The organism is Bradyrhizobium zhengyangense (assembly GCF_022012555.1).
Lineage (GTDB): Bacteria > Pseudomonadota > Alphaproteobacteria > Rhizobiales > Xanthobacteraceae > Bradyrhizobium > Bradyrhizobium zhengyangense.
The window spans coordinates 35,327-58,605 of the sequence record NZ_JAKLTZ010000006.1; the positions used below are offsets into that span (position 1 = coordinate 35,327).

Genomic DNA, 23,279 nt, shown 5'->3' on the forward strand with positions numbered 1-23,279 from the left:
CGACGTCGGCGAGCTTGAGCTCGCCGGCGTCCTCACAGCCACGGCGCTGGCGTGTCCATCGCAATCAGCTGCTCGACCTCGATGCGCGGGCGCACGACCGCGTATTGATCGCCCTTGACCAGCACCTCCGGTACCAGCGGCCGCGTGTTGTAGGTGCCCGCCTGCACGGCGCCATAGGCGCCTGCGGTCATGATGGCGATGAGGTCGCCGGGCTTCGGCGTCGGCAGCGTGCGATCGAGCGCGAGATAGTCACCGGTCTCGCAGACCGGACCGACGACGTCGGCCATGATGGTCGCCGCGCCCTTGGCCGGCTGCATCACCGGCAGGATGTCGTGATACGCCTCGTACAGCGTCGGGCGGATGAGGTCGTTCATGGCGGCGTCGATGATGACGAAATTCTTGCCGTCGCCGTGCTTCACATAGATCACCTTGGCGACGAGGATGCCGGCATTGCCGACGATCATGCGGCCCGGCTCGAACATCAGCGTGCAGCCGAGATTGTGGCTGACGCGCTTGACCATGGCGGCATAGGCATCGGGCGCCGGCGGCGCTTCGCGGTCCATGTAGTAGGGAATGCCGAGCCCGCCGCCGAAATCGACGTGGCTGATATTGTGGCCGTCGGCGCGCAATGTCTGCACGAATTCGGAGAGAATGCGGAACGCGGTCTCCATCTTGGAAAGGTCGGTGATCTGGCTGCCGATATGCACGTCGGTGCCCGCGACCGCGATGCCGGGCAGCTTGGCGGCGCGCGCGTAGACCTCGCGGGCGTGAACGATCGGAATGCCGAACTTGTTCTCGGACTTGCCGGTCGAGATCTTGGCATGCGTGCCGGCATCGACATCGGGATTGACGCGCACGGAGATGCGCGCGGTCTTGCCCATCTCGGTTGCGAGGCGCGAGAGCAATTCGAGCTCGGGCTCGGATTCAACGTTGAGGCAGAGGATGTCCGCGGCGAGCGCTGCGCGCAGCTCGGTCTCCGTCTTGCCGACGCCGGAAAACACGATCTTGTTGGCGGGGATACCGGCCGCGAGCGCGCGCTTCAGCTCGCCGCCGGAGACGACGTCGGCGCCGGCGCCAAGCTTGGCCAGCGTGCGCAGCACCGACTGGTTGGAGTTCGCCTTCATGGCGTAGCAGACCAGCACCTTCTCGCCAGCAAAGGCTTCAGTGAAGACGCGGTAGTGCCGCTCCAGCGTCGCGGTCGAATAGCAATAGAACGGCGTGCCGACGGTCGCGGCCAGCTCGGACAGGTTCACGGCCTCGGCGTGCAGCACGCCGTTGCGGTAGTCGAAATGGTTCATGGCGTTGGCTCAGTTGCCCCAGCCTATCGGCTGGGCTTTTCGTCCAGGAGCGGGTCGAGGATAAACGGTTTCTTCCTGCCCTTGGTCGCCACCGGCGGCGCGTCCGCGCCATAGGTCGGATTGAACACGCTCGGCGTCTTCTGGGCTTCGGTCTCGGTGTCACCAGGCGCGGCGACGTTGGCCGTGGACGCGCTGGAGGCGGTGGGCGGCAGGTCGAGCGGGCCTCTGCGGCCACAGCCGGCGAGCGCAAGCGCCGTCAGGCTAAGGACAATGATGGCCCACCCCGAGCCGGCCGGGCGAAACTTTGACGTCACGACGAAATCCCCACGATGCGGCCGCACCATACAGAGGTTGGCCCCCGCTGGCGAGTGCCGGAAGGCCACGGAAGATCGGCGAAATTTCGGCCCTCAGCCCAATTTTCGCTCTTTTTCCAGCCGCTTGGCCCAGGCCTTGGCCTGCGCCGTCACGTTCTTCGGCGCGGTGCCACCGTAGCTGGTGCGGCTCTTGACCGACGATTCGACCGAGAGCACGCCGAGCACGTCCTTGGTGATCCTGGGCTCGATCGCCTGCATCTCCTTCAGCGGCAGCTCATGCAGCGCCGCGCCGCCCTCGGCCGCCTTGGCGACGATGCGGCCGGTGACGTGATGGGCCTCGCGGAACGGCATTTTCAGCGTTCGCACCAGCCAGTCGGCGAGATCGGTGGCCGTGGCATAGCCCTCCCCTGCAGCAAGCCTCATCTTGGCCTCGTCAGGCACGAGGTCGCGGACCATGCCGGTCATGGCGCGGATCGCCAGCGACAGCGCGGCAAAGCCTTCCATGGCGCCCTGTTTGTCCTCCTGCATGTCCTTTTGATAGGCGAGCGGCAGGCCCTTCATCACAATCAGGAGGCCGTTGAGCGCCCCGATGACGCGGCCGGTCTTGGCCCGCACGAGTTCCGCGGCATCAGGGTTGCGCTTCTGCGGCATGATCGAGGAGCCGGTGGTGAACTTGTCGCTGAGGCGGATCATGCCGACCAGCGGCGAAGTCCAGATCACGATTTCCTCGGCAAAGCGCGACATGTGCACGGCGCAGATCGAGGCCGCCGACAAGGTCTCCAGCACGAAGTCGCGGTCGGAGACAGCGTCGAGCGAGTTCGCCATCGGACGATCGAAGGCCAGCGCCTTTGCGGTGGCGTGCCGGTCGATCGGGAACGAAGTGCCGGCGAGCGCCGCCGCACCGAGCGGGGATTCATTGAGCCGCTTGCGCGCATCCTGGAAACGGCCGCGATCACGCGCGGCCATCTCGACATAAGCAAGCAGGTGATGGCCGAAAGTGACGGGCTGCGCGGTCTGCAGATGGGTGAAGCCGGGCATCACGGTTCCGGCGTGCTCCAGCGCGCGCTCCACCAGCGCCTGCTGGAACGCGGCAAGCGCCGCATCGGTCTCGTCGACGATGTCGCGGACATAGAGACGGAAGTCGGTCGCGACCTGGTCGTTGCGGGAGCGCGCGGTGTGCAGTCGGCCGGCGGCGGGCCCGATCAGCTCCGACAGACGGCTCTCGACATTCATATGAATGTCCTCGAGCGCGCGCTTGAACTCGAAGCCGCCTTTGCCGATCTCTGACAAAATCGTGTCTAGACCCTTGCCGATATTTTTCGCATCAGAGGCCGTGATGATGCCGTTCGCGGCCAACATCGCGGCGTGGGCCTTGGACGCGGCAATGTCCTGGGCGTAGAGGTGACGATCGACGTCGATGGAGACGTTGATCTCTTCCATGATCTCATCGGGACGCTCCGAGAACCGGCCGCCCCACATCTTGTTGCTCATGATCCCCTGCTCACGCCTTGCTTTGCCGCATGTTTGCTGGCCGAGGCCAGCCGTATTAAGAGGCCCCTGATAGCCATATCTGCGACCGGATGACAAACGATATGCTCGACCAGAAGCCCTCCGCCACGCGCCGGATCCCCATCGTCATCGCCACCGTGGTGGTCGGTGGGCTTGCCGGCTTCGCCGCGCTGTATGGGCTCGGCCTGAACCGGGCTCCGTCAGGCGATCCGGCCTGCAGGGCCGCTGTCGCCACAGCCCAGAAGATCGCCCCGCTCGCCCATGGCGAGGTGGCCGCGCTGACCATGGCGAGCGCCCCCCTGAAGCTGCCGGACCTCACCTTCGAGGACGCCGACGGCAAGCCGAGGAAGCTATCGGATTTCCGCGGCAAGACCCTGCTGGTGAACCTCTGGGCTACCTGGTGCGTGCCCTGCCGGAAAGAGATGCCAGCACTGGACCAGCTCCAGGCCAAGCTGTCGGGCCCTGACTTTGAGGTGGTGGCGATCAATATCGACACCCGCGACCCCGAGAAGCCGAAGAATTTCCTGAAAGACGCCAATCTGACCAGGCTCGGCTATTTCACCGACCAGAAAGCCAAGGTTTTCCAAGATCTTAAGGCGATAGGCCGGGCCTTGGGCATGCCGACCTCGGTGCTGGTCGATCCGCAAGGCTGCGAGATCGCGACGATCGCGGGTCCGGCGGAATGGGCGAGCGACGACGCGCTCAAGCTGCTTCGGGCCGCGTTAGGTCCGGCTGCCGCGTCGCTTTAGGCGCTGACGTTGAGGTTGCCGCCGACGCCGGGGCCGACATTGGCAAGGGATGGCTGACCGGCACCCAGCAGCGTCAGGACGGTGGATTTCTCCATGTCCATGTTCTGCTTCGTCAGCGTCGCCGCGATATTCGACTGCAGCGCGCCCTGCTGAGAGGCCAGCATGGTGCTGACCATCGCCATCATGTCCATTACGCGAACCCTTGTACCGGCCGCAGCCTAGGCGCGAGGGGTTAACGCAACATGAATTGTCACAAGATGGATTAGCGGGTCGGAACCGGCTTGGCCCCGCGGTAGTCGTAGAAGCCGCGCTGGGTCTTGCGACCGAGCCAGCCGGCTTCGACGTATTTCACCAGCAGCGGGCACGGCCGGTACTTCGAGTCGGCGAGGCCCTCGTGCAGCACCTGCATGATCGAAAGGCAGGTATCGAGACCGATGAAATCGGCGAGCTCGAGCGGGCCCATTGGATGGTGGGCGCCGAGTTTCATCGCCGCGTCGATCGCCTCGACATTGCCGACGCCTTCATACAGCGTGTAGATCGCCTCGTTGATCATCGGCAGCAGGATGCGGTTGACGATGAAGGCCGGGAAATCCTCGGAGACCGCGACCTGCTTGCCGAGCTTGGCGACGAATTCCTTGGAGGCCTCGAAGGTGGAATCATCGGTGGCGATGCCGCGGATCAGCTCCACCAGCTCCATCAGCGGCACCGGATTCATGAAGTGAATGCCGATGAAGCGCTCGGGCCGGTCGGTCGCGGCGGCAAGGCGGGTGATCGAGATCGAGGACGTGTCGGAGGCGACGATCGCCTCCGGCTTCAGAATCGCGCAAAGTTCGTGGAAGATCTTGCGCTTGACCTCTTCCTTCTCGACCGCGGTCTCGATCACAAGATCGCAGTCGGCGAGGTCGTCCAGCTTCTCGGCCAGCGAGATGCGCGCCATCGCCTTGGTCTTGTCGTCCTCGGTGACCCCCTTCTTGGAGACCTGGCGCGCCAGATTGCCATTGATGGTGGCCATGCCTGATTTCAGGCGGTCGGCCGAGACATCGTTGAGCACCACATCGAAACCGGCCAGGGCCGCGACATGCGCGATGCCGTTGCCCATCTGACCCGCGCCGATCACGCCGACCTTCTTGATCACTGCCGCCATAATGTCATCCACCGGAACGGCGCGCATATCGCGCCCTGCCTAATCCCCTGAGCCGGGAGGATCGATTTAATCAGAACCTTGGCCCGAAACCTAGATTGGATCGCTTCGAAGGCGTGCCCCACGCCAAAGAAAACGGCTCAGAAATGAAACACCGGCCGGAGTTTATACCTCCGGCCGGTGTTTTTATCGCGTTTTACTTGCCGAGCTTGCCGAGTTCGTCGGTCAGCTCCGGAACCGCTTGGTAGAGGTCGGCGACCAGACCGTAATCGGCCACCTGGAAGATCGGCGCGTCCTCGTCCTTGTTGATCGCGACGATCACCTTGGAGTCCTTCATGCCGGCCAGATGCTGGATGGCACCGGAAATGCCCACCGCGACGTAGAGCTCGGGGGCCACGACCTTGCCGGTCTGGCCGACCTGCCAGTCGTTCGGCGCATAGCCGGCATCGACCGCCGCACGGGAGGCACCGACACCGGCCCCTAACTTGTCGGCGAGCGGCTCGATGTACTTGGCGAAGTTCTCGCGGCTCTGCATGGCCCGACCGCCGGAAACGATGATCTTGGCCGAGGTCAGCTCCGGACGGTCGCTCTTGGCGACTTCCTCGCCGACAAAGGTCGACAGGCCCGGATCCGCCGCCGCCGCAACGCTCTCGACCGGCGCGCTGCCGCCGCTGGCTGCCGCCGCGAAGGTCGAGGTACGGACCGTGATGACCTTCTTGGCGTCCTTCGACTTCACCGTCTGGATGGCGTTGCCGGCATAGATCGGACGCTCATAGGTATCGGGGGCGACCACCTTGGTGATCTCCGAGACCTGCATGACGTCGAGCAGGGCTGCGACGCGCGGCATCACGTTCTTGAATCGCGAGGTCGCGGGCGCGACGATCGCGTCATAGGACGGGGCCAGCGAGACGATCAGTGCCGCCAGCGGCTCGGCGAGATCGTGCGCGTAGGCTTCGCCTTCGGCGACCAGCACCTTGGCGACACCAGCGAGCTTCGAGGCGGCCTCGGCCGCAGCCTTGGTGCCCTGCCCGCCACCGGCGACCAGCACGTGGACGTCGCCGCCGAGTTGGGAAGCCGCGGTCAGCGCCTTGTTGGTGGAGTCCTTGAGGACCTCGTGTTCGTGTTCAGCAATCAACAGCGCAGTCATCAGAGCACCCCGGCTTCGTTCTTGAGCTTCGACACCAGCTCGGCGACGTCCTTCACCTTGACGCCGGCCTTGCGGCCCGCGGGCTCGGCCGTCTTCAGAACTTCGAGGCGCGCAGTGACGTCGACGCCGTAATCGGCGACGGTCTTCTCCGCGATCGGCTTCTTCTTGGCCTTCATGATGTTGGGCAGCGAAGCGTAACGCGGCTCGTTGAGACGCAGATCGGTGGTGACGATCGCCGGCCCCTTGAGCTTGACGGTCTGCAAGCCGCCGTCGACCTCGCGGGTGACCTTGAAGTCGGAGCCTTCGACCTCGAGCTTCGAGGCGAAGGTTGCCTGCGACCAGCCCAGCAGCGCGGCCAGCATCTGACCGGTCTGGTTGCTGTCGTCGTCGATCGCCTGCTTGCCGAGGATGATCAGGCCGGGCTGCTCTTCGTCAGCAACCTTCTTGAGGATCTTTGCGACAGCGAGCGGCTCAACGATGCCTTCGGCCTTCACCAGGATGCCGCGGTCGGCGCCCATGGCGAGGCCCGTGCGGATCGTCTCCGACGCCTGCGCAGGTCCTATGGAGACCACCACGACTTCGGTCGCCTTGCCGGCTTCCTTCAGGCGCAGCGCTTCCTCGACCGCGATTTCGTCGAAGGGGTTCATCGACATCTTGACGTTGGCGAGTTCAACGCCCGATCCATCGCCCTTGACGCGGACCTTGACGTTGTAATCGACCACCCGCTTTACCGGCACTAAGACCTTCATCGATCCTCTTTCACTCAATTTGGGAGGGGGATTATTCAACTGGCGCGGAACCTAAAGGCCTGATCCGGCCCGGTCAACGCGCGAAGGGGCCTAATTTTAGCCCCCTGAAATGCTGATCTCAATGGGTCAGCGATTCTGGCCCGGAACCCAGAGCACGTCGCCGGCACCATCATGGTTAGCGGCGCGGCTGGCCACGAACAAGAAGTCCGACAGGCGATTCATATACTGGATGCCAGCCGTGCCGACGGGTTCGCCGGGCTGGGCGGCCAGTTCCACCATCACGCGTTCCGCCCTGCGGCAAATCGTGCGCGCGACATGGAGGTAGGCGGCGGCCGGCGTGCCGCCCGGGAGCACGAAAGAAGTGAGCGGCGCAAGCTTGTCGTTGATCGCGTCGATGTCATGCTCGAGCCGCTCGACCTGGCTCGCCACTACCCGCAGTCGCTCCGCCTTGCCTTCACGCTCGGGTACCGCGAGATCGGCGCCGAGATCGAACAAATCATTCTGGATGCGGCCGAGCATGGCATCGAGCTCCGGCGCATCCCTGGTGTGAAGGCGTACCACGCCGATCGCGGCATTGGTCTCATCGACCGTGCCATAGGCTGCGATGCGCAGATCATATTTCGGACGGCGCTCGCCGGTTCCGAGCGCTGTCGTGCCGTCGTCACCAGTCTTCGTATAGATGCGGTTGAGCACGACCATGAAAGTGTCCTTGTTCTTAGGGCAAGATCCAGCCGGAAAACCGCTTCACACTTTTCGCAAACGCGGCCCTTCGGGTCCGGATCATGCCCTATCGCCCCATCGCCCAGACCGCGACCATGGCGATAACGATCGCGATGAACTGCAGCAGCACGCGCCAACGCATCAATTTCTGCGAGGTGTTGGGCGAGCCGCCACGCATCATGTTGACGAGGCCGAGCAGCAGCACCACCGCCACGGCGGCCACGGCGATCGGCAGAATGAAAGTACTCAGGAGAGATGCCATTTGGGGGTGATAACACCGTGTGCGGCGCTCCGCCATGGCGTTCCAAATCTGGCTTTTGATCCCATAATGTCAGAAGCTGGCCGAATGATTTCCGATTTGCTCGCATGGTCCGTCCTCCTCGCGTCTCCCCGCTTGCGGGGAGAGGCGCGAATCCGGGCCGCTCGCGAAGTGAGAGCAAACTTGCTCTGGGGCACACCGTGAAAGTCATCCGCACGATCTATGTCATCGTGGAAGACGCCTTCTACACGTTCCTGGCCGACGACGGCTGGGCGATCTCGAGCCATATCGCACTGTCGACGCTGATGGCGCTATTCCCGTTCCTGATCGTGCTGACTTCGCTCGCCGGCTTCTTCGGCTCCAAGGAGCTTGCCGACCAGGCAGCCGGGCTGATGCTCGAAGTCTGGCCGAAGCAAGTGGCCGATTCCCTGTCGGGAGAGATCCACGACGTGCTGACCACGACCCGCACGGGGGTGCTGACCATCGGCGCGGTGCTGTCGGTCTATTTCGCCTCCAACGGCGTCGAGGCGCTCAGGGTCGCGCTCAACCGCGCCTATGCGGTGGTGGAGATGCGGCGCTGGTATTGGCTGCGGCTGGAATCGATCGGCTACACGCTGGTTGCGGCCTTCACGGCGCTCGCGATGGCGTTCCTGATCGTGCTTGGCCCGCTCTTCATCGAGGCGGCGCGGCGACACATTCCACTGTTCGTCGAGTCAAACGAAAGTATTCTCACCTGGCTGCGTTACGGCATCACCATAGGCGCGCTGGTGGTGGCACTGGTCATCCTGCATGCCTGGCTGCCGGCGGGCCGACGCAGCTTTTTCCAGATCCTGCCCGGCATCGTCTTCACCATCGTTGCCTCGCTGATCTCGGGCATCGTGTTCGGCCAATATCTGGCGCGCTTCGCCAATAATTACGTCACGATGTATGCGGGGCTCGCCTCGGTAATCATCGCGCTGGTGTTTCTGTATTTCATTGCCGCGATCTTCGTCTTCGGCGGCGAGCTCAACGCCGCGATCATCAAGTCGCGACTTCCTCACGGCGTGTCGCTTCAAGCAGCGCAGTCGCTAAAGCCCGCGGGGACACAGGCTTGACCAGGAAGGCGTCGGCGCCGGCCTCGCGCGAGGCCGCCTCGTCCTCGCCACGACCGGACACGCCGATGATCGGGATCCGAGCCAGCGGCGCCTGCATTGTGCGGATACGCCTGATGGCCTCGACGCCGTCGATGCCCGGCAACACCATGTCCATCAGCACCGCATCGAAGCCACCCTGCGCGAGCCGGCTCACTGCATCCTCACCGCGCCCGATGAACTCGGCATGATGGCCGAGCTCGGTCAGGATCGTGTTGAGCACGACGCGGCCGAATGGATTGTCCTCGACGCTGAGCACGCGCAGCGCCGCCAGCGGCTCCGCTTCGCCGCCTTCCGTCTTGCGTGCCTTGGCCGGCCCCGCCGCATCGAGCGTGACGGTCAGGGTGAAGGTGGCGCCGCCGCTGCGCCGCGGTGCCACCGTGATGTCGCCGCCCATCGCACGCGCCAGCTGCTTGACCGAAGACAGACCGAGCCCGGCGCCGCCGAAGCGGGAGGCGATGGTGACATTGGCCTGGGTGAACGGGCGGAACAGCCGTTTGATCTCGGCCATGGTCAGGCCGATGCCGCTGTCGGAGACCGAGAAGGCGACGCCGACCCGGCGCTTGTCCTTGGCTTTGCCGCTCGCTTTGCCCTTGACGGGCCGCCAAGGCGCGGCCGAGATGGCCACAGCGCCCTGCTCGGTGAATTTGACTGCATTGTCGATCAGGTTCTCGAGTGCGGCGCGGAGGCGAACGGAATCGCCGACCACGAGGCCCGGGAGCTTGTCCGAGATGTCGACCTCGGCCTGAAGACCCTTGGCGGCGGCGCGACCAGCGAGCGAATCGCCGGTGCTGCGCGCGAGCGCGCGCAAATCAAACAGATCCTGCCGTAGCGTGCCGCTCTTGCCGGCGCCCTTGCCGGTCTTGGCGGCATCGACGAACAGCGTAGCGAGGTTAGCCAGATGCTCGGCACCGGCCTTGATGGTGTCGGCCCAACGCCGCTCCCGCTCGCCAAGATCGGAGGTCGAAAGCAAATCGCTGATCGCCAGAATGCCGGTCAGGGGCGTGCGGACCTCGTGGGCAAAGGCTGCAAGCGCCGCCTGAATCACGTCGGGCGCAACGGTGCTGCGCTCGCGCACTTTGCCGACCGCCCCGGCCCGCTTCCGAGGCGGCTGCCTGGACTTTCGCGTGGTGCGCGCTGCGCGCGTTTTCGCCGCCATAAATCCCCTTCGAAGTATCCTCTTCGAACCCCCGGGCTCAAGAGCGACCATGGCACGGCGGCCACCCCGGAGTCACGGCGCTGCTGTGCTAACCCCCAGAGAAACTTAGCCTAATCCCACGGTCGTGCGGATGGCGGCGGGCGAGATACCGGCCGCACGCAACTCCCGGAGGCCGGTCGAGCGGTCCGATTTCGACAGCTTCCGGCCATCCGTGCCGCGAATCAGGCCGTGATGCCGATAGATGGGTTCGGTCAGGCCGAGCAGAGCCTGAAGCAGTCGGTGAACCGAGGTGGCGTGAAACAGGTCCTGGCCACGCACGATCTCGGTCACGTCCTGGAGCGCGTCGTCGACCACCACAGACAGATGATAGCTGGTCGGCGTCTCCTTACGGGCCAGGATGACGTCGCCCCATGCCTCAGGTCGCGCGGCGACCAGGCCACGCTCGCCGTCGGGCCCCTCACCCAACTCGTTCCAGGTCAGACCGGAGACCTGCCGGCAGGCCGCCGCCATGTCGAGGCGCAAGGCGTAAGGCGCGCCAGAGGCAATCAGGCGCGATCGCTCGCTGGCCGGCAGCGAATTCGCCTCGCCAGGATAGAGCGGCGCGCCGTCGGGATCGCGCGGCCACGGCCCATCCGCCTCACGGGCGGCGACCAGCTTTGCGATCTCGGCGCGGCTCTCAAAAGCTGGATAGACGAGACCGAGTGCGGAGAGTTTTTCCAGCGCGGCGCGATAGTCGGCGAGACGCTCCGATTGCCGCCGCACCGGCGTTTCCCATGCGATCCCGAGCCAGGCGAGGTCTTCGTAGATCGCAGCCTCGAATTCCGGCCGGCAGCGCGTCGCGTCGATGTCTTCGATCCGCAGCAACAGCCGCCCGCCGGTTTCGCGCACGCGGTCGAAATTGAGCAGCGCAGAATAAGCGTGGCCGAGATGCAAGAGGCCGTTCGGGCTGGGGGCAAATCGGAAAACGGGTGGCGGCATCTGGCAAGATCTCGTCATGGCCAAGACTCTGTTACGATAGGAGATGGATGCGCGGGTCAAGCCCGTGCGTGACAAGTAGAGCGCCAATGACCATCCACCTCGAAACCCAGTCCGACCTCGAAGAAGCCGTTCACACGCTGGTCAAGCGCGATCCACGCCTCAAGCCTGTGCTAGAAATCGCAGGCATGCCGGCGTTGCGGCGGCGCGAGCCGGGCTTTGCGGGGCTTGCGCATATCGTTTGCGGGCAGCAGCTCTCGACCGCGAGCGCCGCCGCGATCTGGGGACGGCTGTCTGCGGCCTTCGATCCGTTCGACCATGAGGCGGTGCGCCGCGCCCGCACCGACCGGCTGGGACGGCTCGGACTATCAGCGGCCAAGATCAAGACGCTGAAACATCTGGCGCGCGAGATCGTCGCCGAGCGGCTGAACCTCGACGTGCTCACCGAGGAAGACGCCGATGCCGCGCATCACACGCTGGTCTCGCTGCCGGGCATCGGACCGTGGACTGCCGACGTCTATCTCTTGTTTTGCCTCGGCCATGGCGATGCCTGGCCCGCCGGCGACCTCGCCGTGCAGGAGGGAATCAGGATCGGCCTCGGCCTGAAGGCGCGGCCGACGGAAAAGCAGATGGCGCCGCTCGCCGAACCCTGGCGTCCGCTGCGTGGCGCCGCCGCACATCTGTGGTGGAGCTACTACCGCGCGATGAAGAACCGCGAGGGCGTCATCGCCGGCGGAGCGAACGCCGTTTCAAACAATGTTGCTGTTGCAAAGCGCGCAGCCGTAAAGGAGAAGATGCCGGCACGGAAAAAGCCGGGACCTTCACCATGACATCGACCGACTTCGTCGTCGCACGCAACGATCTCGCGCAATACAAGCTGATCGAGACCACCCTTCCCGATGCAGCACTCCTGCCCGCAGATGCGCTCCTGGTGAAGGTCGAGCGCTTCGCGTTCACCGCCAACAACATCACCTATGCCGTGATGGGCGACGAGCTGAAATATTGGCAGATCTTTCCGGCGCCGCAGGGATTTGGCAACATCCCGGTGTGGGGGTTCGGCGAGGTTATCGGCTCGCGACATCCGGATGTCGCCGTGGGCGAACGGCTGTTCGGCTATTTCCCGATGGCGACGCATCTCGTTATCGAAGCCGCAGATGTCAGCAAGCGCGCACTTCGTGACGGCACCGCGCACCGCAGCCAAGTCGCGCCGGTCTATAATCTCTATTCCCGTGTCACCGGCGATCCCGCTTTCGCCGGACATCAGGGTGATCTTCAGGCACTGCTGCGGCCGCTGTTCATGCTGTCGTTCCTGGTCGACGACTTCCTCGCCGAGAACGACGATTTCGGTGCACGCAGCGTGCTGCTGTCGAGCGCGTCGAGCAAGACCGCGTTTGGGCTCGCTCATCTCCTGCACAGCCGTGGCCGCAACGTGATCGGGCTGACCTCAGCGAACAATGTCGGTTTCGTCCGCTCGCTGCCCTGCTACGACGCGGTGGTGACCTACGATCGAATCCATTCGTTGCCACCGGAAAATCCGGTCGCTTTCGTCGACATGGCCGGCAGCAGTGCGTTGCGGGCCGGACTGCACAGGCATTTCGGCCATCAGATGGCTTGCTCGGTGCGTGTCGGTCTGACGCATCGCGCGACCGACGCCGACGAAGGCGTCTTGCCCGGCGCAAAGCCGCGCTGGTTCTTCGCGCCCGACCACATCCGCAAGCGCGCTAAGGATTGGGGTCCTGGCGGAATCGAGCAACGGTTTGGCGTGGCGTGGTCGGGGTTCACCCCGATGTTGGAGAGCAGCCTCCGCGTGGTCGAGAGCCGCGGCCCCGAAGCAGTGCAGCGCATTTATCTCGACACGCTCAAGGGGAGCATTCCGCCTGAGCAGGGGCATATGCTTTCCCTGCTCGGGTAAAGCGCTTTTGACACCGGTCGAACCAGTATAGCGTCCACCTCAGAGGAAACGCCGCGAAGACGGCCACGAGGTCGCGCATGCTGGATCGCACGAAGGATATGGCCGTGTCCGCGCAAGCCTGGCTCGATGAATTCGAGCGCGCGCTGGGCCAGCCCGATCGCGCCGCGCTCGACCGTCTCTTCCTCGCTGACTGCTTTTGGCGCGACGCGCTGGCGCTAAGCTGGAACCTGCAAACGCTCGCCGGTCGCGATGGGATCGTACGGGCGCTGGCCGCACTTTCACTCAACGCGGCGCCGCGCAGTTTCAAGATCGCGCCAAACCGCGCAGCGCCGCGCTGGGTGACGCGCGCCGGCACCAACACTATCGAGACCATCTTCAGTTTCGAGACCGCGCTCGGCCGCGGCAGCGGCATCCTGCGGCTCGTGCCCGATATCGCCGACGGCGACCGGCTGAAGGCGTGGACACTGCTCACCGCGCTCGAGGAGCTCAAAGGATTCGAGGAACAGCTCGGCACCTCGCGGCCGCGAGGACAAGCCTATTCGCGCGATTTCCGCGGACCGAACTGGCTCGATCAGCGCAACGCCTCGCGCGACTATGCCGATCGCGAGCCAGTCGCGCTGGTGGTCGGCGGCGGCCAGGCCGGGCTTGCGATCGCCGCGCGGCTGAAGCAGTTGCAGATCGACACGCTGATCGTCGATCGCGGGGCGCGGATCGGCGATACCTGGAGGAAGCGCTATCACGCGCTGACCCTGCACAATCAGGTGCAGGTCAATCACATGCCCTATATGCCGTTTCCGCCGAGCTGGCCGACCTACATCCCCAAGGACAAGCTCGCGAACTGGTTCGAGGCTTATGTCGATGCCATGGAGCTCAACTTCTGGACCGGCGCTGAGTTCGAGGGCGGCGCCTATGATGAGGCCGGGGATCACTGGACGGTGACGCTGCGCCGCGCCGACGGCAGCGAGCGCACCATGCACCCGCGCCACGTGATCATGGCGACCGGCGTCAGCGGCATCGCCAACATCCCTGACATTCCGACGCTCGATCGTTTCAAGGGCACGCTACTGCATTCGAGCCGCTATGAAGACGGCGAGAACTGGACAGGCAAGCGCGCCATCGTCATCGGCACCGGCAACAGCGGCCATGACATCGCGCAGGATCTCTATTCCAGCGGCGCTGAGGTGACGCTGGTGCAGCGATCGCCGACGCTGGTCACCAATATCGAGCCGTCGGCGCAACTGGCCTACGCGACCTACAATGACGGCACGCTGGAGGACAACGATCTGATCGCCGCGTCAATGCCGACGCCGCTGGCGAAAAAGACCCATGTGATGCTGACCGAGCAGTCGAAGGAGCTCGACAAGGACCTGCTCGACGGCCTTCGCCGCGTCGGCTTCAAGCTCGACTTCGGCGAGGGCGGCACCGGCTGGCAGTTCAAGTACCTGACCCGCGGCGGCGGCTATTATTTCAACGTCGGCTGCTCCAACCTGATCGTCGAAGGCGCGATCAAGCTGAAGCAGTTCGAGGACATCGAGAGCTTCACGGAAGGCGGCGCGCAGATGAAGGACGGCTCGGCCGTCGCAGCCGATCTGATCGTGCTCTCCACCGGCTACAAGCCGCAGGAATACCTGGTGCGAAAGCTGTTCGGCGATGGCGTCGCCGACCGCATCGGCCCGGTCTGGGGCTTTGGCGACGGCTTTGAGCTGCGCAACATGTATGCGCGCACGAAGCAGCCCGGCCTGTGGTTCATCGCCGGTAGCCTGGCGCAATGCCGGATCAACTCGAAATTCCTCGCGCTCCAGATCAAGGCGATCGAGGAAGGGATTTTGGGACGTGAGGTGGGGACAGCTTAAGCCCATTCGTCATTGCGAGCGCAGCGAGGCGATCCAGCATCTTTCCGCGGAGACAGTCTGGATCTCTTCGCTGCGCTCGCAATGACGATGTGGATACAGACAAGCGCAACAGAGACAACTGAAGGAAGGGCCACCCATGCCAGCCATTCTCGGCACCGGCGAGCACCGCTACCGCGTCGTCGAAAACTTTGCGAAACTTCCCGATGGCTGGCAGCTGAGTGACGTCGCTTCGGTCGCGGTCGACAGCAAGGACCACGTCTACGTCTTCAACCGCGGCGAACATCCGATGGTGGTGCTCGACCGCGAAGGCAATTTCTTGCGCAGCTTTGGCGAAGGCCTGTTCTCGCGCGCGCATGGCCTGCATATCGATGCCGACGACAATCTCTACTGCACCGACGACGGCGACCACACCGTGCGCAAATGCACCACCGACGGCAAGGTGCTGCTGACGATCGGTATCCCCAAAAAGCCGGCGCCCTTCATGAGCGGCGAGCCGTTCCACCGCTGCACCCACACCGCGCTGTCGCCGAAGGGCGAGATCTACGTCTCCGACGGCTACGGCAATGCGCGGGTGCACAAATATACGCCGGACGGCAAGCTGATGAAGAGCTGGGGTGAGCCCGGCACCGACCCCGGCCAGTTCAACATCGTGCACAATATTGCGACCGACGCCGACGGCTGGGTCTATGTCGCCGACCGCGAGAACCATCGCGTGCAGGTGTTCGATGGCGAGGGCAAATACGAGACGCAATGGAACAATCTGCATCGACCCTGTGCGCTGTGCTGTTGCGGCGGGCGCAAGAGCCCGACCTTCGTGATCGGCGAGCTCGGCCCCGGCCTCGACGTCAACCGCCATGTTCCCAATCTCGGCCCGCGGCTCTCGATCGTCGACGCCAAGGGAAGGCGCATCGCGCGGCTCGGCGGCGAGAAAGGCCCGGGCGTTTCCAGCGGGAAGTTCTTGGCGCCGCACGGCCTCGCACTTGATTCGAGAGGCGACATCTACCTCGGCGAAGTCGGCGTCACCAATTGGAAGGCCAGCTTTGGAGACCAAGACATGCCCGCAGAGGTGCGCGCGACGCGGTGCTTGCAGAAGCTGGAAAGGGTGTCGGAGTAACTGCTGCCGCAAAGCCCAACAGAAGGCCTGTTCCGCGCCGGCTCCCTGCCGCCCCCCGTGCCAAAATCGCGGCGTTTCTGGGCGTTTGCCACCCTGCCGCCGCATTGCATGCGCCTGAATAAGTCGCTCAACGGGCTTCACAATCCCGTCACGCTGCATGTAGTATGTCAGTACATGCTGCTTCGCAGCGTATATTGGAGGCCGGGAGCGTTACTTGAACGCACATGTCTCGCAAGGCAGTTGGCCGGTGCTGGTCCTGAACGCGGACTTCCGGCCGCTGAGTTACTACCCACTGTCTCTGTGGTCGTGGCAGGACGCGATCAAGGCGGTGTTCCTCGACCGCGTCAATATCGTAGCGCATTACGACCAGGCGGTTCACAGTCCCACGCTGCAAATGCAGCTGCCGAGCGTGGTTTCGCTCAAATCCTTCGTCAAGCCGACCACGCATCCCGCCTTCACCCGGTTCAACGTCTTCTTGCGCGATCGTTTCGCCTGCCAATATTGCGGTTCGCCGGAAGACCTCACCTTCGATCACATCATCCCGCGCAGCAAAGGCGGCCAGACCACCTGGGAGAACGTGGTCGCGGCGTGCTCGCCCTGTAATTTGCGCAAGGGCAATCTCACGCCGGCTCAGGCAAAGATGTTTCCGCGCCAGAACGCGTTCGCACCGACCGTGCACCAGCTCCACCGCAACGGTCGCCTGTTCCCGCCGAACTATCTGCACGACAGCTGGCTGGACTACCTCTACTGGGATACGGAGCTGGATCCGTAGGGCTTGCGCCGCCTCACGCCCCGATCGCGTTGCTCGCCACCACGTCCCGATAGAAGGCCGCGCTCAGCTTCGGCACCCTCGCCTGCGTCTCGAAGTCGACCCGGTAAAGGCCGAAGCGCTTGCCGTAGCCGAAAATCCACTCGAAATTGTCCATCAGGCTCCACAGGAAATAGCCGCGGATCGGAACGCCTTCGGCGATGGCGCGCTGCATCTGGGTCAGATAGTTGCGCAGGAACATGATGCGGTCGAGGTCGTAGATCTGGCCGTCGGCGGAAATCCTGTCCTCGGACGAGGTACCGTTCTCGCTGATGTAGATGTTCTCGATGTTCCAAATCTTCGCGGCGAGGCGCGGGGCCCAGTAGATTACTTCGGGGCCGACCCGCAGCCATTCCGAATTCATGTGGGGGAACGAGGTCGGGAACGGCAGCACATGGAAGCCCGGCGCGCGATCGGAGGCGGTGACGTAGAATTGCGGCGCGTAGATATTGAGTCCGACGAAATCATTCGGCGTTCCGATGATCTTCAATTCCTCCGCCGTGAACTTCGGCGCGTCGGCACCGGCATAAGCGAGGAAACCGTCAGTGTACTTGCCCTCCAGCACCACGCCGAGGAAGCCGGCGTTGAGCTCGCGTGTTGCGATCTCGGCGGCGCGGATGTTTTCCGGTGTCGCGATCGCCGGCACGCATGCCGCGATGTTCTCGGCTGCGCCCACGCGGGTGCCGGCGCGTCCGGAGGCGCGGATCGCCTGCACGGCAAGCCCATGCGCCAGCGCGACGTGATGGCGCGCCTGGTTGAGCTGCGCGGTCGGCAGCTTGAGGCCGGGCGCGTCGATGCCCCAGCCATAGCCGAAGTTCACGAAGCGTCCGACCTCGTTTACAGTAAAAATGTTCTTGACGCGATCGGTCAGGCGCGCAGCGACGTAGCCGGCGAAATCGGCAAACGCTTTTGACGTATCACGCGACGACCATCCGCCGACACGATCCTGCAGCGCTTGTGGCAGGTCCCAGTGGTAAAGCGTCGCATAGGGCTCGATGCCACTTGCAAGCAGCTCGTCGACGAGACGGTTGTAGAAGTCGAGTCCTTTTGGATTGGGCTGCCCCGATCCATCGGGAAACACGCGCGACCATGCAATCGAGAAGCGGTAAGCCTTGACACCTAGCGCCTTGATCAGCGCGACGTCTTCCTTGTAGCGGCGATAGTGCTCATTGGCGCGGTCACCGGTGGAACCATCCTCGATCTTGCCCGGCGTGTGGCTGAAAGTGTCCCAGATCGACTTGCCGCGGCCATCTTCGTCGACCGCACCTTCGATCTGGTAGGACGAGGTCGCCGTGCCCCACAAGAAGCCCTTCGGGAAAGGCCCGCCGCGCTCAACCGAAGCGGATGTTTCATTCCCTGCAGCCTTTTCCTGCTCCGCAGTTCTGGCGCCCGTCGCTGTGCCAAGCGCGGCCAGGCCCGCAAGTTTTGCAAAATCGCGCCGTGAGACGTCGATCGGCATCGCTATCTCCGCGCCTGCTCCACATCGATCTGATAGGCGGAAATCCGGTCGATCTCGAACGCGACGCTCTCGGGCGATTCCGCATCGACCGGGCTGACCCCGGGAAAGAATTTTGATCCGATCGCGAGATTGACAATCATGTACATGGGATCGTCGAAGCCGATCGGCACCTTGATATCGGAGACCGGCCTGCGGTCTATGAAATAGACCAGGCGATCCTCCTCCCACAGTACACCGTAATTGTGGAATGCGCGCGAAGCATCGCCGACCGCAAAATCGAAGCCGCAAGACTGGATCTTCTGGGTCGACGGAATCCGCCAATGCGTGGTCATGACGAGATCGCCAGGCCTCTCGCCACGGCCTTCCAGCACGTCGACCTCCGGCGGCCAGCCGCCGTCATCCGCCAGCATCCAGAACGCCGGCCACACCGCGTGGCCGACCGGCACCTTGGCACGGATTTCGAAATAGCCGTGCTTCTGCGCGAACGTGCCCTGCGTCGTCAGGACTCCCGAGATGTACTCGTTGTTGAAAAGAACTGGCTTCAGTTCCGGTGGCGTGCGGCTGGCGACGATCGACAGCACGCCGTTCGTGACCTTGAACGGATCGAGCCCGAGCGGCACCCCCGCACGCCCGGCGTAGCGCGGATCGACATAGATCTGCTGTTCGCCATTGGCGCTGGTCTTGCGCTTGAAGTCGGAGCCATCGCCGCCCCAATAGCGGGCGTCCGGCCAAGCGGCGCCGCCAGCATAATGCGGCACCCAGCGTCCGTGCGAGAGCGGATGCTCATCGAAATCGTCGTTGAAGGTCCGATGCAGCGGCAGGAACTCGAGCGAAGAGGTATTGACTGCTTCCAGCTTGCGGCACTCGATCGTGGAAGGATCGGTGGTGACCTGCAGCGACAGGCCGCGCGGCGCGTCACCAAGCTCGTCCTGCGCGGCACTCAACGCCGGCAAGGTCAACAAACCGATCGCAGCCAGAGCGCCTTTCGTCCCACGGTCGATCATCGCCGTACATCGAATATATGAGGAACTTCGCAGAAATTAGCTCGCCACTAACTGAACCGGCAAGCGCACCCATCCGACGCGCGCGGGCGATTTCGAAAAGACATCGCGCCCCCTCACAGAAACCGGCCGAAAATCGTTTCACCTCGGCACAAAATCAGCGAACGAGCGGCCTCGATCCTCGCGCCTCCATTCCGCCATTTGGGCGCCCCCCGCCAAAATCCTTCCCTATTCGTTACTGTCCCTTAAGCCTCCAATGGCAGTTTGGCAGAAATCTGCGGACCCCGCCCACGCCGCCACCAATCCGACAGGTTCGAGGTCGCCGCCACCATGCTCGCCGAAACACTGGAACAGGTTCGGTTCTCGCCGTCGAAGCGGACGACTTATGTGCGCTTCGTGCTGGCCGCACTGGCGGCGATCGTGGCGTTCAAGACGTTCTGGTTCGCGCGCTGGGGCGGCTGGGCGGATCGCGAGCTCGCCGATTTCGACGCCTTCCACATTGTCGCGCAGCGCGTCTGGCGTGGCGATCTCGATCAGGCCTATCATTTCGACGCGCTGCTGAAGATGCAGATGGAAGCCGCCGGCGGCGTGACCGGCTTCATGCCCTGGACCTATCCGCCGCAATACGGTCTCCTGCTCGCGCCGTTCGCGTTCCTTCCGGTCGGCGTCGGCTATCTCCTGTTCACGACCGCGACACTGGCGCTCTATCTTCTGGCGCTGCGCGCGATCTCGGGCACGAATTTCGCGCTAGCGCTGGTGATCCTGTTTCCAGCACTCGCGATCACCATCGGCTGCGGACAGAACGGCTTTCTCACCGGCGCGCTGATCGCGCTGGTCTGCCTCAACGTCGACCGGCGGCAATGGCTCGCCGGCCTCGCACTCGGCGCCATGGTCATCAAGCCGCACCTTGCCATTGCGCTAGGCGTCTACCTGCTGGCGACGCGGCGATGGCTCGCGCTCGCGACCGCTGCAGTCGTGGTGGTGACGAGCTCGCTTATCTGCACGTTACTGTTCGGCTGGCAGATCTGGATCGCGTGGCTAGGGGCGATCAGGGAATCGGCGAGCTTTCTCGAGCAGGGATTCTACCCGTTGTTTCGCATGATCTCGACCTATGCTGCACTCTACAAGGCCGGCCTTCCGGCGAGCGCCGCCTTCTGGGGACAGGTCGTCGTCGGGGGCCTGGCCTTGCTCGCCGTCCTCGTCGGCGCGGCCCGCGGCCTATCGTTGAAATTCGCACTCGGCATCACCGTGATGGTGTCGGTGATGATCAGCCCCTATGCCTATGATTACGACCTGCCGATCCTCGGGATCGGGCTGGCGCTGGCGCTGCCCGATCTCGCGGGGATGGCGAGTTCGCGCGAGCGCGATGTGGCGTACGGGCTGATCCTGTTCGCAGGCGCCTATGGGCTGTTGCAGTCGGGACGGCTCGCCGTTCAGTTCGGACAAAAGGCCGACCCCAGCCAGCATTTCGCACCCGCCCTCGGCGGCTTCGCGTTGATGGCGCTGCTGGTTCTGCTGTTGCGGGTGCTGTGGCGCGGGACACAGCCTGCATCGGTCCTGCCGCAGGCCGCACCCGTCGCAAAATAATTCTTCTCGATCCGACACGCGGATCATCGAACCTGACGGAACCGGAAAGGGTGGTCCCCGTTCAATTGGGAGCGATGCGGCGGCGCGCGCAGGCACGCGCCTGCGCCCGCCGCACCGCAACCAAGGGAGGCGCACCCATGCCCACAGCCGAGAAGGATCATGTCTACAAGATCCTGGAGCTGGTCGGATCGTCCGAGTCCTCGATCGAGGACGCCATCAAGAACGCAGTCAGCCGCGCGTCCAAGACCATCCGCGAGATGAAATGGTTCGAGGTGGTGCAGACCCGCGGCCACATCGAGAACGGTGCGGTGCGTCACTACCAGGTGACGCTGCGCGTCGGGTTTACGCTGGAAGGCTAACCCCGCTCCTCCTTCGCCGGATGCGGTGGCAATAGGACCTTCGCGTCTGCGTCCATCCGATGACGACGGACTTGCGCTCGGTGGCGTGTTGGATATCACTCTGCTCGCGGCCGGATGTACCGGCCGGGTCCAGAGTGTCGCCGTGACTGATCAAATCAAGCTCGTCCTCTTCGACATGGACAATGTCCTCTGCGACTATGACAGGGGAAAGCGCATCGCGCGCCTGGCGGAGCTTGCGGGATCGACAGACGAATATGTTCATCGAGCCATATGGGACAGTGGCTTCGAGCTGCTCGGCGATTCCGGCACGCTCGATGGCGCTGCCTATCTGCGCGGCTTCGGCGAGCGTATCGGCTATCCGCTGTCGCTCGACGAATGGGTGGAGGCGCGACGCCGCTCGATGCAGGCCGATTGCGCCATGCTGGAGATTGTCGAAGACTCGCGCCGAACCGTCGATATCGCCATCCTGACCAACAATACCACGCTGGTTGCCGATCACATCGATACGCTGCTGCCGGAATTGCGGCCGCTGTTCGGCTCCAGGATCTACACCTCGGCGCAGTTCAAGACGGCGAAGCCCGATCCGCTCTGCTACCGCCTCTGCGTTTCAGAGCTCGAGGTCGAACCGGAGAATGTGCTCTTTGTCGACGACCTTGCGGCCAATGTCGCGGGAGCGCGGCAGGCGGGTCTCCTCGCGCATCACTACACGTCCGTGGAGACGTTCAAGCAAACTCTTTCGGCTCACGGCCTGCTTCGCAGGCAGTGAACGACGTCAGGCGAGATCGACGCCGCGCCGCTCCGGGATCAGCACGAGCAACGCCACGATGTCGATGAGATATAGCAGCGCAAGACCTGCGATCGCGGTTGGAAAGCCGTAGGCGGCACTGACGATGCCGACCACCAGCGGGCCGAAGCCGGCGACCGCTCGACCGATGTTGAAGAACACGTTCTGCGCAGTGGCGCGCGCCGCGGTCGGATAAAGCTCGCTCATCAGCGCACCGTAGCCACCGAGCATGCCGTTGACGAAGAAGCCCATCACCGCTCCGCCGATCAGCAGCGCACCGGCGGATGTCAACTGCGAATAGACCACCACCATGATGGCCGCGCCCAGCATGTAGGTCAGGAACGCGGGACGACGGCCGAAACGGTCGGCCGCATGACCGAACAGGAAGATGCCGAGCGCCATCCCGGCAATCGTCACCGCGGTCCAGAGCGCCGATTGCGTCAGGCCATAGCCGAACCGCGTCGAGAGATAGTTCGGCAGCCAGATCATGATGCCGTAATAGCCGAAATTCTGCACGGAGCAGAGGATGATCATGCCGATGCCGATCCGGGTCGTCTCCGCATCGACCACGAGCGCACGAAGTGACGAACCGGCATCTGCAGCCTTTGCCTGATGCGCGATGAAGACGTCAGGCTCGTGCAGCTTGCGCCGGATCACGTATGCGATCACCGCCGGAAACACGCCGAGCGCGAACATCCCGCGCCAGCCGATGACCGGTAACAGGACCGGCGTCACCAGCGCCGCCATGAGCACGCCGAACTGCCAGCCAAGCCCCACGTAAGACGTTGCCCGCGCGCGCTTGCTCGCAGGCCAGGCCTCCGCCACCAGCGCCATGCCGATGCCGAACTCGCCGCCGAGGCCGATGCCGGCGACGGCCCGATAAGCCAGGAGGTCCCAATAGCCCTGCGCCAGCGCGCAGAGGCCGGTGAAGATCGCGAACAGGACGATACTCCAGGTCAGAACCCGAACGCGGCCAAGCCGGTCCGACAGCATGCCGAAGCCGACGCCGCCGACGACCGCGCCGACCAGCGTTCCTGTCACCAGCGAGGCCGCTTGCGGCTGCGTGAGATGAAGGTCCTTCGAAATCGCCGTCAGCATGAAGCCGAGGATGAGGAGGTCGAACCCATCCATGGCGTAGCCGAGCGCCGATCCCCACAGCGCCCGGCGCGCTTCCGCATCGCGATCGGTCGGGGCCGTATCAATCGCGCCGAGAGTGACGTCCTGTACCTGGCTCATACGTCCCCCTACGCCA

Annotated in this window: 24 protein-coding genes; 10 read left to right on the forward strand and 14 right to left on the reverse strand. The window is 64.1% G+C overall.

Annotation, left to right across the window (positions count from 1 at the left end):
* Positions 1 to 32: 32 nt before the first annotated feature.
* The 3 genes from lysA to argH all read right to left on the reverse strand — a co-directional run bounded on the left by lysA (position 33) and on the right by argH (position 3,103).
* Complete coding sequence (gene lysA / locus L6639_RS22995; RefSeq protein WP_237863918.1) at positions 33 to 1,298, reverse strand: diaminopimelate decarboxylase; 1,266 nt, start codon at positions 1,296 to 1,298, stop codon at positions 33 to 35.
* Positions 1,299 to 1,321: 23 nt separating this feature from the next.
* Positions 1,322 to 1,612: an LPS translocon maturation chaperone LptM gene (gene lptM / locus L6639_RS23000; RefSeq protein WP_237863919.1), complete on the reverse strand. Its 291-nt coding sequence runs from the start codon at positions 1,610 to 1,612 to the stop codon at positions 1,322 to 1,324.
* 93 nt (positions 1,613 to 1,705) lie between these two features.
* Positions 1,706 to 3,103 carry an argininosuccinate lyase gene (argH, locus tag L6639_RS23005; RefSeq protein WP_237863920.1) on the reverse strand — a complete coding sequence of 466 codons (1,398 nt, stop codon included), beginning with the start codon at positions 3,101 to 3,103 and terminating at the stop codon, positions 1,706 to 1,708.
* Between the two features lie 101 nt (positions 3,104 to 3,204).
* Here argH and tlpA point away from each other — a divergent pair, with 101 nt between their 5' ends.
* The gene (gene tlpA, locus L6639_RS23010) at positions 3,205 to 3,870 is read left to right on the forward strand and encodes a thiol:disulfide interchange protein TlpA (RefSeq protein WP_237864357.1); all 666 of its coding nucleotides are present in this window, start codon (positions 3,205 to 3,207) and stop codon (positions 3,868 to 3,870) included.
* Here tlpA and L6639_RS23015 read toward each other — a convergent pair.
* The 6 genes from L6639_RS23015 to L6639_RS23040 form a co-directional block, all read right to left on the reverse strand.
* Positions 3,867 to 4,061, reverse strand: a complete 195-nt coding sequence (locus L6639_RS23015; protein ID WP_237863921.1) for a putative motility protein — start codon at positions 4,059 to 4,061, stop codon at positions 3,867 to 3,869. The two genes, tlpA and L6639_RS23015, sit on opposite strands and share 4 nt — an antisense overlap.
* Before the next feature lie 71 nt (positions 4,062 to 4,132).
* Entirely contained in the window at positions 4,133 to 5,014 is an 882-nt protein-coding gene (locus L6639_RS23020; protein ID WP_237863922.1) for a 3-hydroxybutyryl-CoA dehydrogenase, read from the reverse strand.
* A 193-nt stretch (positions 5,015 to 5,207) separates the two neighbouring features.
* Complete coding sequence (locus L6639_RS23025; protein ID WP_237863923.1) at positions 5,208 to 6,158, reverse strand: electron transfer flavoprotein subunit alpha/FixB family protein; 951 nt, start codon at positions 6,156 to 6,158, stop codon at positions 5,208 to 5,210.
* Entirely contained in the window at positions 6,158 to 6,907 is a 750-nt protein-coding gene (locus L6639_RS23030; RefSeq protein WP_237863924.1) for an electron transfer flavoprotein subunit beta/FixA family protein, read from the reverse strand. Before L6639_RS23030 ends, L6639_RS23025 begins: the two co-directional genes overlap by 1 nt.
* A 126-nt stretch (positions 6,908 to 7,033) precedes the next feature.
* On the reverse strand, positions 7,034 to 7,606 hold the full coding sequence (locus L6639_RS23035; protein ID WP_237863925.1) for a cob(I)yrinic acid a,c-diamide adenosyltransferase: 573 nt from the start codon (positions 7,604 to 7,606) through the stop codon (positions 7,034 to 7,036).
* Positions 7,607 to 7,694: 88 nt separating this feature from the next.
* Positions 7,695 to 7,889, reverse strand: coding sequence for a twin transmembrane helix small protein (locus L6639_RS23040; RefSeq protein WP_057746671.1), 195 nt, complete (start codon positions 7,887 to 7,889; stop codon positions 7,695 to 7,697).
* A gap of 197 nt (positions 7,890 to 8,086) precedes the next feature.
* On the opposite strand from L6639_RS23040, the gene L6639_RS23045 reads away from it, so the two are divergent.
* On the forward strand, positions 8,087 to 8,980 hold the full coding sequence (locus L6639_RS23045) for a YihY/virulence factor BrkB family protein (RefSeq protein WP_237863926.1): 894 nt from the start codon (positions 8,087 to 8,089) through the stop codon (positions 8,978 to 8,980).
* On the opposite strand, the gene L6639_RS23050 is transcribed toward L6639_RS23045, so the two are convergent.
* Together L6639_RS23050 and gluQRS are read right to left on the reverse strand one after the other, a co-directional pair.
* Entirely contained in the window at positions 8,907 to 10,175 is a 1,269-nt protein-coding gene (locus L6639_RS23050) for an ATP-binding protein (RefSeq protein ID WP_237863927.1), read from the reverse strand. The genes L6639_RS23045 and L6639_RS23050 overlap by 74 nt on opposite strands.
* Before the next feature lie 105 nt (positions 10,176 to 10,280).
* On the reverse strand, positions 10,281 to 11,153 hold the full coding sequence (gene gluQRS, locus L6639_RS23055; protein WP_237863928.1) for a tRNA glutamyl-Q(34) synthetase GluQRS: 873 nt from the start codon (positions 11,151 to 11,153) through the stop codon (positions 10,281 to 10,283).
* Between the two features lie 86 nt (positions 11,154 to 11,239).
* Between gluQRS and L6639_RS23060 the strand changes: the two genes are divergently transcribed.
* The 5 genes from L6639_RS23060 (at position 11,240) to L6639_RS23080 (ending at position 16,801) form a co-directional block, all read left to right on the forward strand.
* On the forward strand, positions 11,240 to 11,980 hold the full coding sequence (locus L6639_RS23060) for a DNA-3-methyladenine glycosylase family protein (RefSeq protein ID WP_237863929.1): 741 nt from the start codon (positions 11,240 to 11,242) through the stop codon (positions 11,978 to 11,980).
* Positions 11,977 to 13,062 carry a DUF2855 family protein gene (locus L6639_RS23065; RefSeq protein ID WP_237863930.1) on the forward strand — a complete coding sequence of 362 codons (1,086 nt, stop codon included), beginning with the start codon at positions 11,977 to 11,979 and terminating at the stop codon, positions 13,060 to 13,062. Before L6639_RS23060 ends, L6639_RS23065 begins: the two co-directional genes overlap by 4 nt.
* A gap of 77 nt (positions 13,063 to 13,139) precedes the next feature.
* Positions 13,140 to 14,915 (forward strand): flavin-containing monooxygenase, encoded by a 1,776-nt coding sequence (locus L6639_RS23070; protein WP_237863931.1) that lies wholly within the window; start codon positions 13,140 to 13,142, stop codon positions 14,913 to 14,915.
* A 136-nt stretch (positions 14,916 to 15,051) separates the two neighbouring features.
* The gene (locus L6639_RS23075) at positions 15,052 to 16,029 is read left to right on the forward strand and encodes a peptidyl-alpha-hydroxyglycine alpha-amidating lyase family protein (RefSeq protein WP_237863932.1); all 978 of its coding nucleotides are present in this window, start codon (positions 15,052 to 15,054) and stop codon (positions 16,027 to 16,029) included.
* Between the two features lie 214 nt (positions 16,030 to 16,243).
* A complete protein-coding gene (locus tag L6639_RS23080; RefSeq protein WP_028134115.1) occupies positions 16,244 to 16,801 on the forward strand; it encodes an HNH endonuclease in 558 nt (185 codons plus the stop codon).
* Between the two features lie 13 nt (positions 16,802 to 16,814).
* Here L6639_RS23080 and L6639_RS23085 read toward each other — a convergent pair whose 3' ends face one another.
* Together L6639_RS23085 and L6639_RS23090 are read right to left on the reverse strand one after the other, a co-directional pair.
* Positions 16,815 to 18,296: a GH1 family beta-glucosidase gene (locus L6639_RS23085; protein WP_237863933.1), complete on the reverse strand. Its 1,482-nt coding sequence runs from the start codon at positions 18,294 to 18,296 to the stop codon at positions 16,815 to 16,817.
* Between the two features lie 2 nt (positions 18,297 to 18,298).
* Positions 18,299 to 19,300, reverse strand: a complete 1,002-nt coding sequence (locus L6639_RS23090) for a glycoside hydrolase family 16 protein (RefSeq protein ID WP_237863934.1) — start codon at positions 19,298 to 19,300, stop codon at positions 18,299 to 18,301.
* Between the two features lie 327 nt (positions 19,301 to 19,627).
* On the opposite strand from L6639_RS23090, the gene L6639_RS23095 reads away from it, so the two are divergent.
* From L6639_RS23095 to L6639_RS23105, 3 genes are all read left to right on the forward strand, one after another.
* Positions 19,628 to 20,884: a glycosyltransferase family 87 protein gene (locus tag L6639_RS23095; RefSeq protein ID WP_237863935.1), complete on the forward strand. Its 1,257-nt coding sequence runs from the start codon at positions 19,628 to 19,630 to the stop codon at positions 20,882 to 20,884.
* A gap of 137 nt (positions 20,885 to 21,021) precedes the next feature.
* Positions 21,022 to 21,243: a dodecin gene (locus L6639_RS23100; RefSeq protein ID WP_237863936.1), complete on the forward strand. Its 222-nt coding sequence runs from the start codon at positions 21,022 to 21,024 to the stop codon at positions 21,241 to 21,243.
* A 142-nt stretch (positions 21,244 to 21,385) separates the two neighbouring features.
* Complete coding sequence (locus L6639_RS23105) at positions 21,386 to 22,009, forward strand: HAD family hydrolase (protein ID WP_377802850.1); 624 nt, start codon at positions 21,386 to 21,388, stop codon at positions 22,007 to 22,009.
* A gap of 6 nt (positions 22,010 to 22,015) precedes the next feature.
* Here the strand turns inward: L6639_RS23105 and L6639_RS23110 are convergent, their stop codons facing one another.
* Positions 22,016 to 23,263: an MFS transporter gene (locus L6639_RS23110; RefSeq protein ID WP_237863937.1), complete on the reverse strand. Its 1,248-nt coding sequence runs from the start codon at positions 23,261 to 23,263 to the stop codon at positions 22,016 to 22,018.
* Between the last annotated feature and the right edge of the window lie 16 nt (positions 23,264 to 23,279).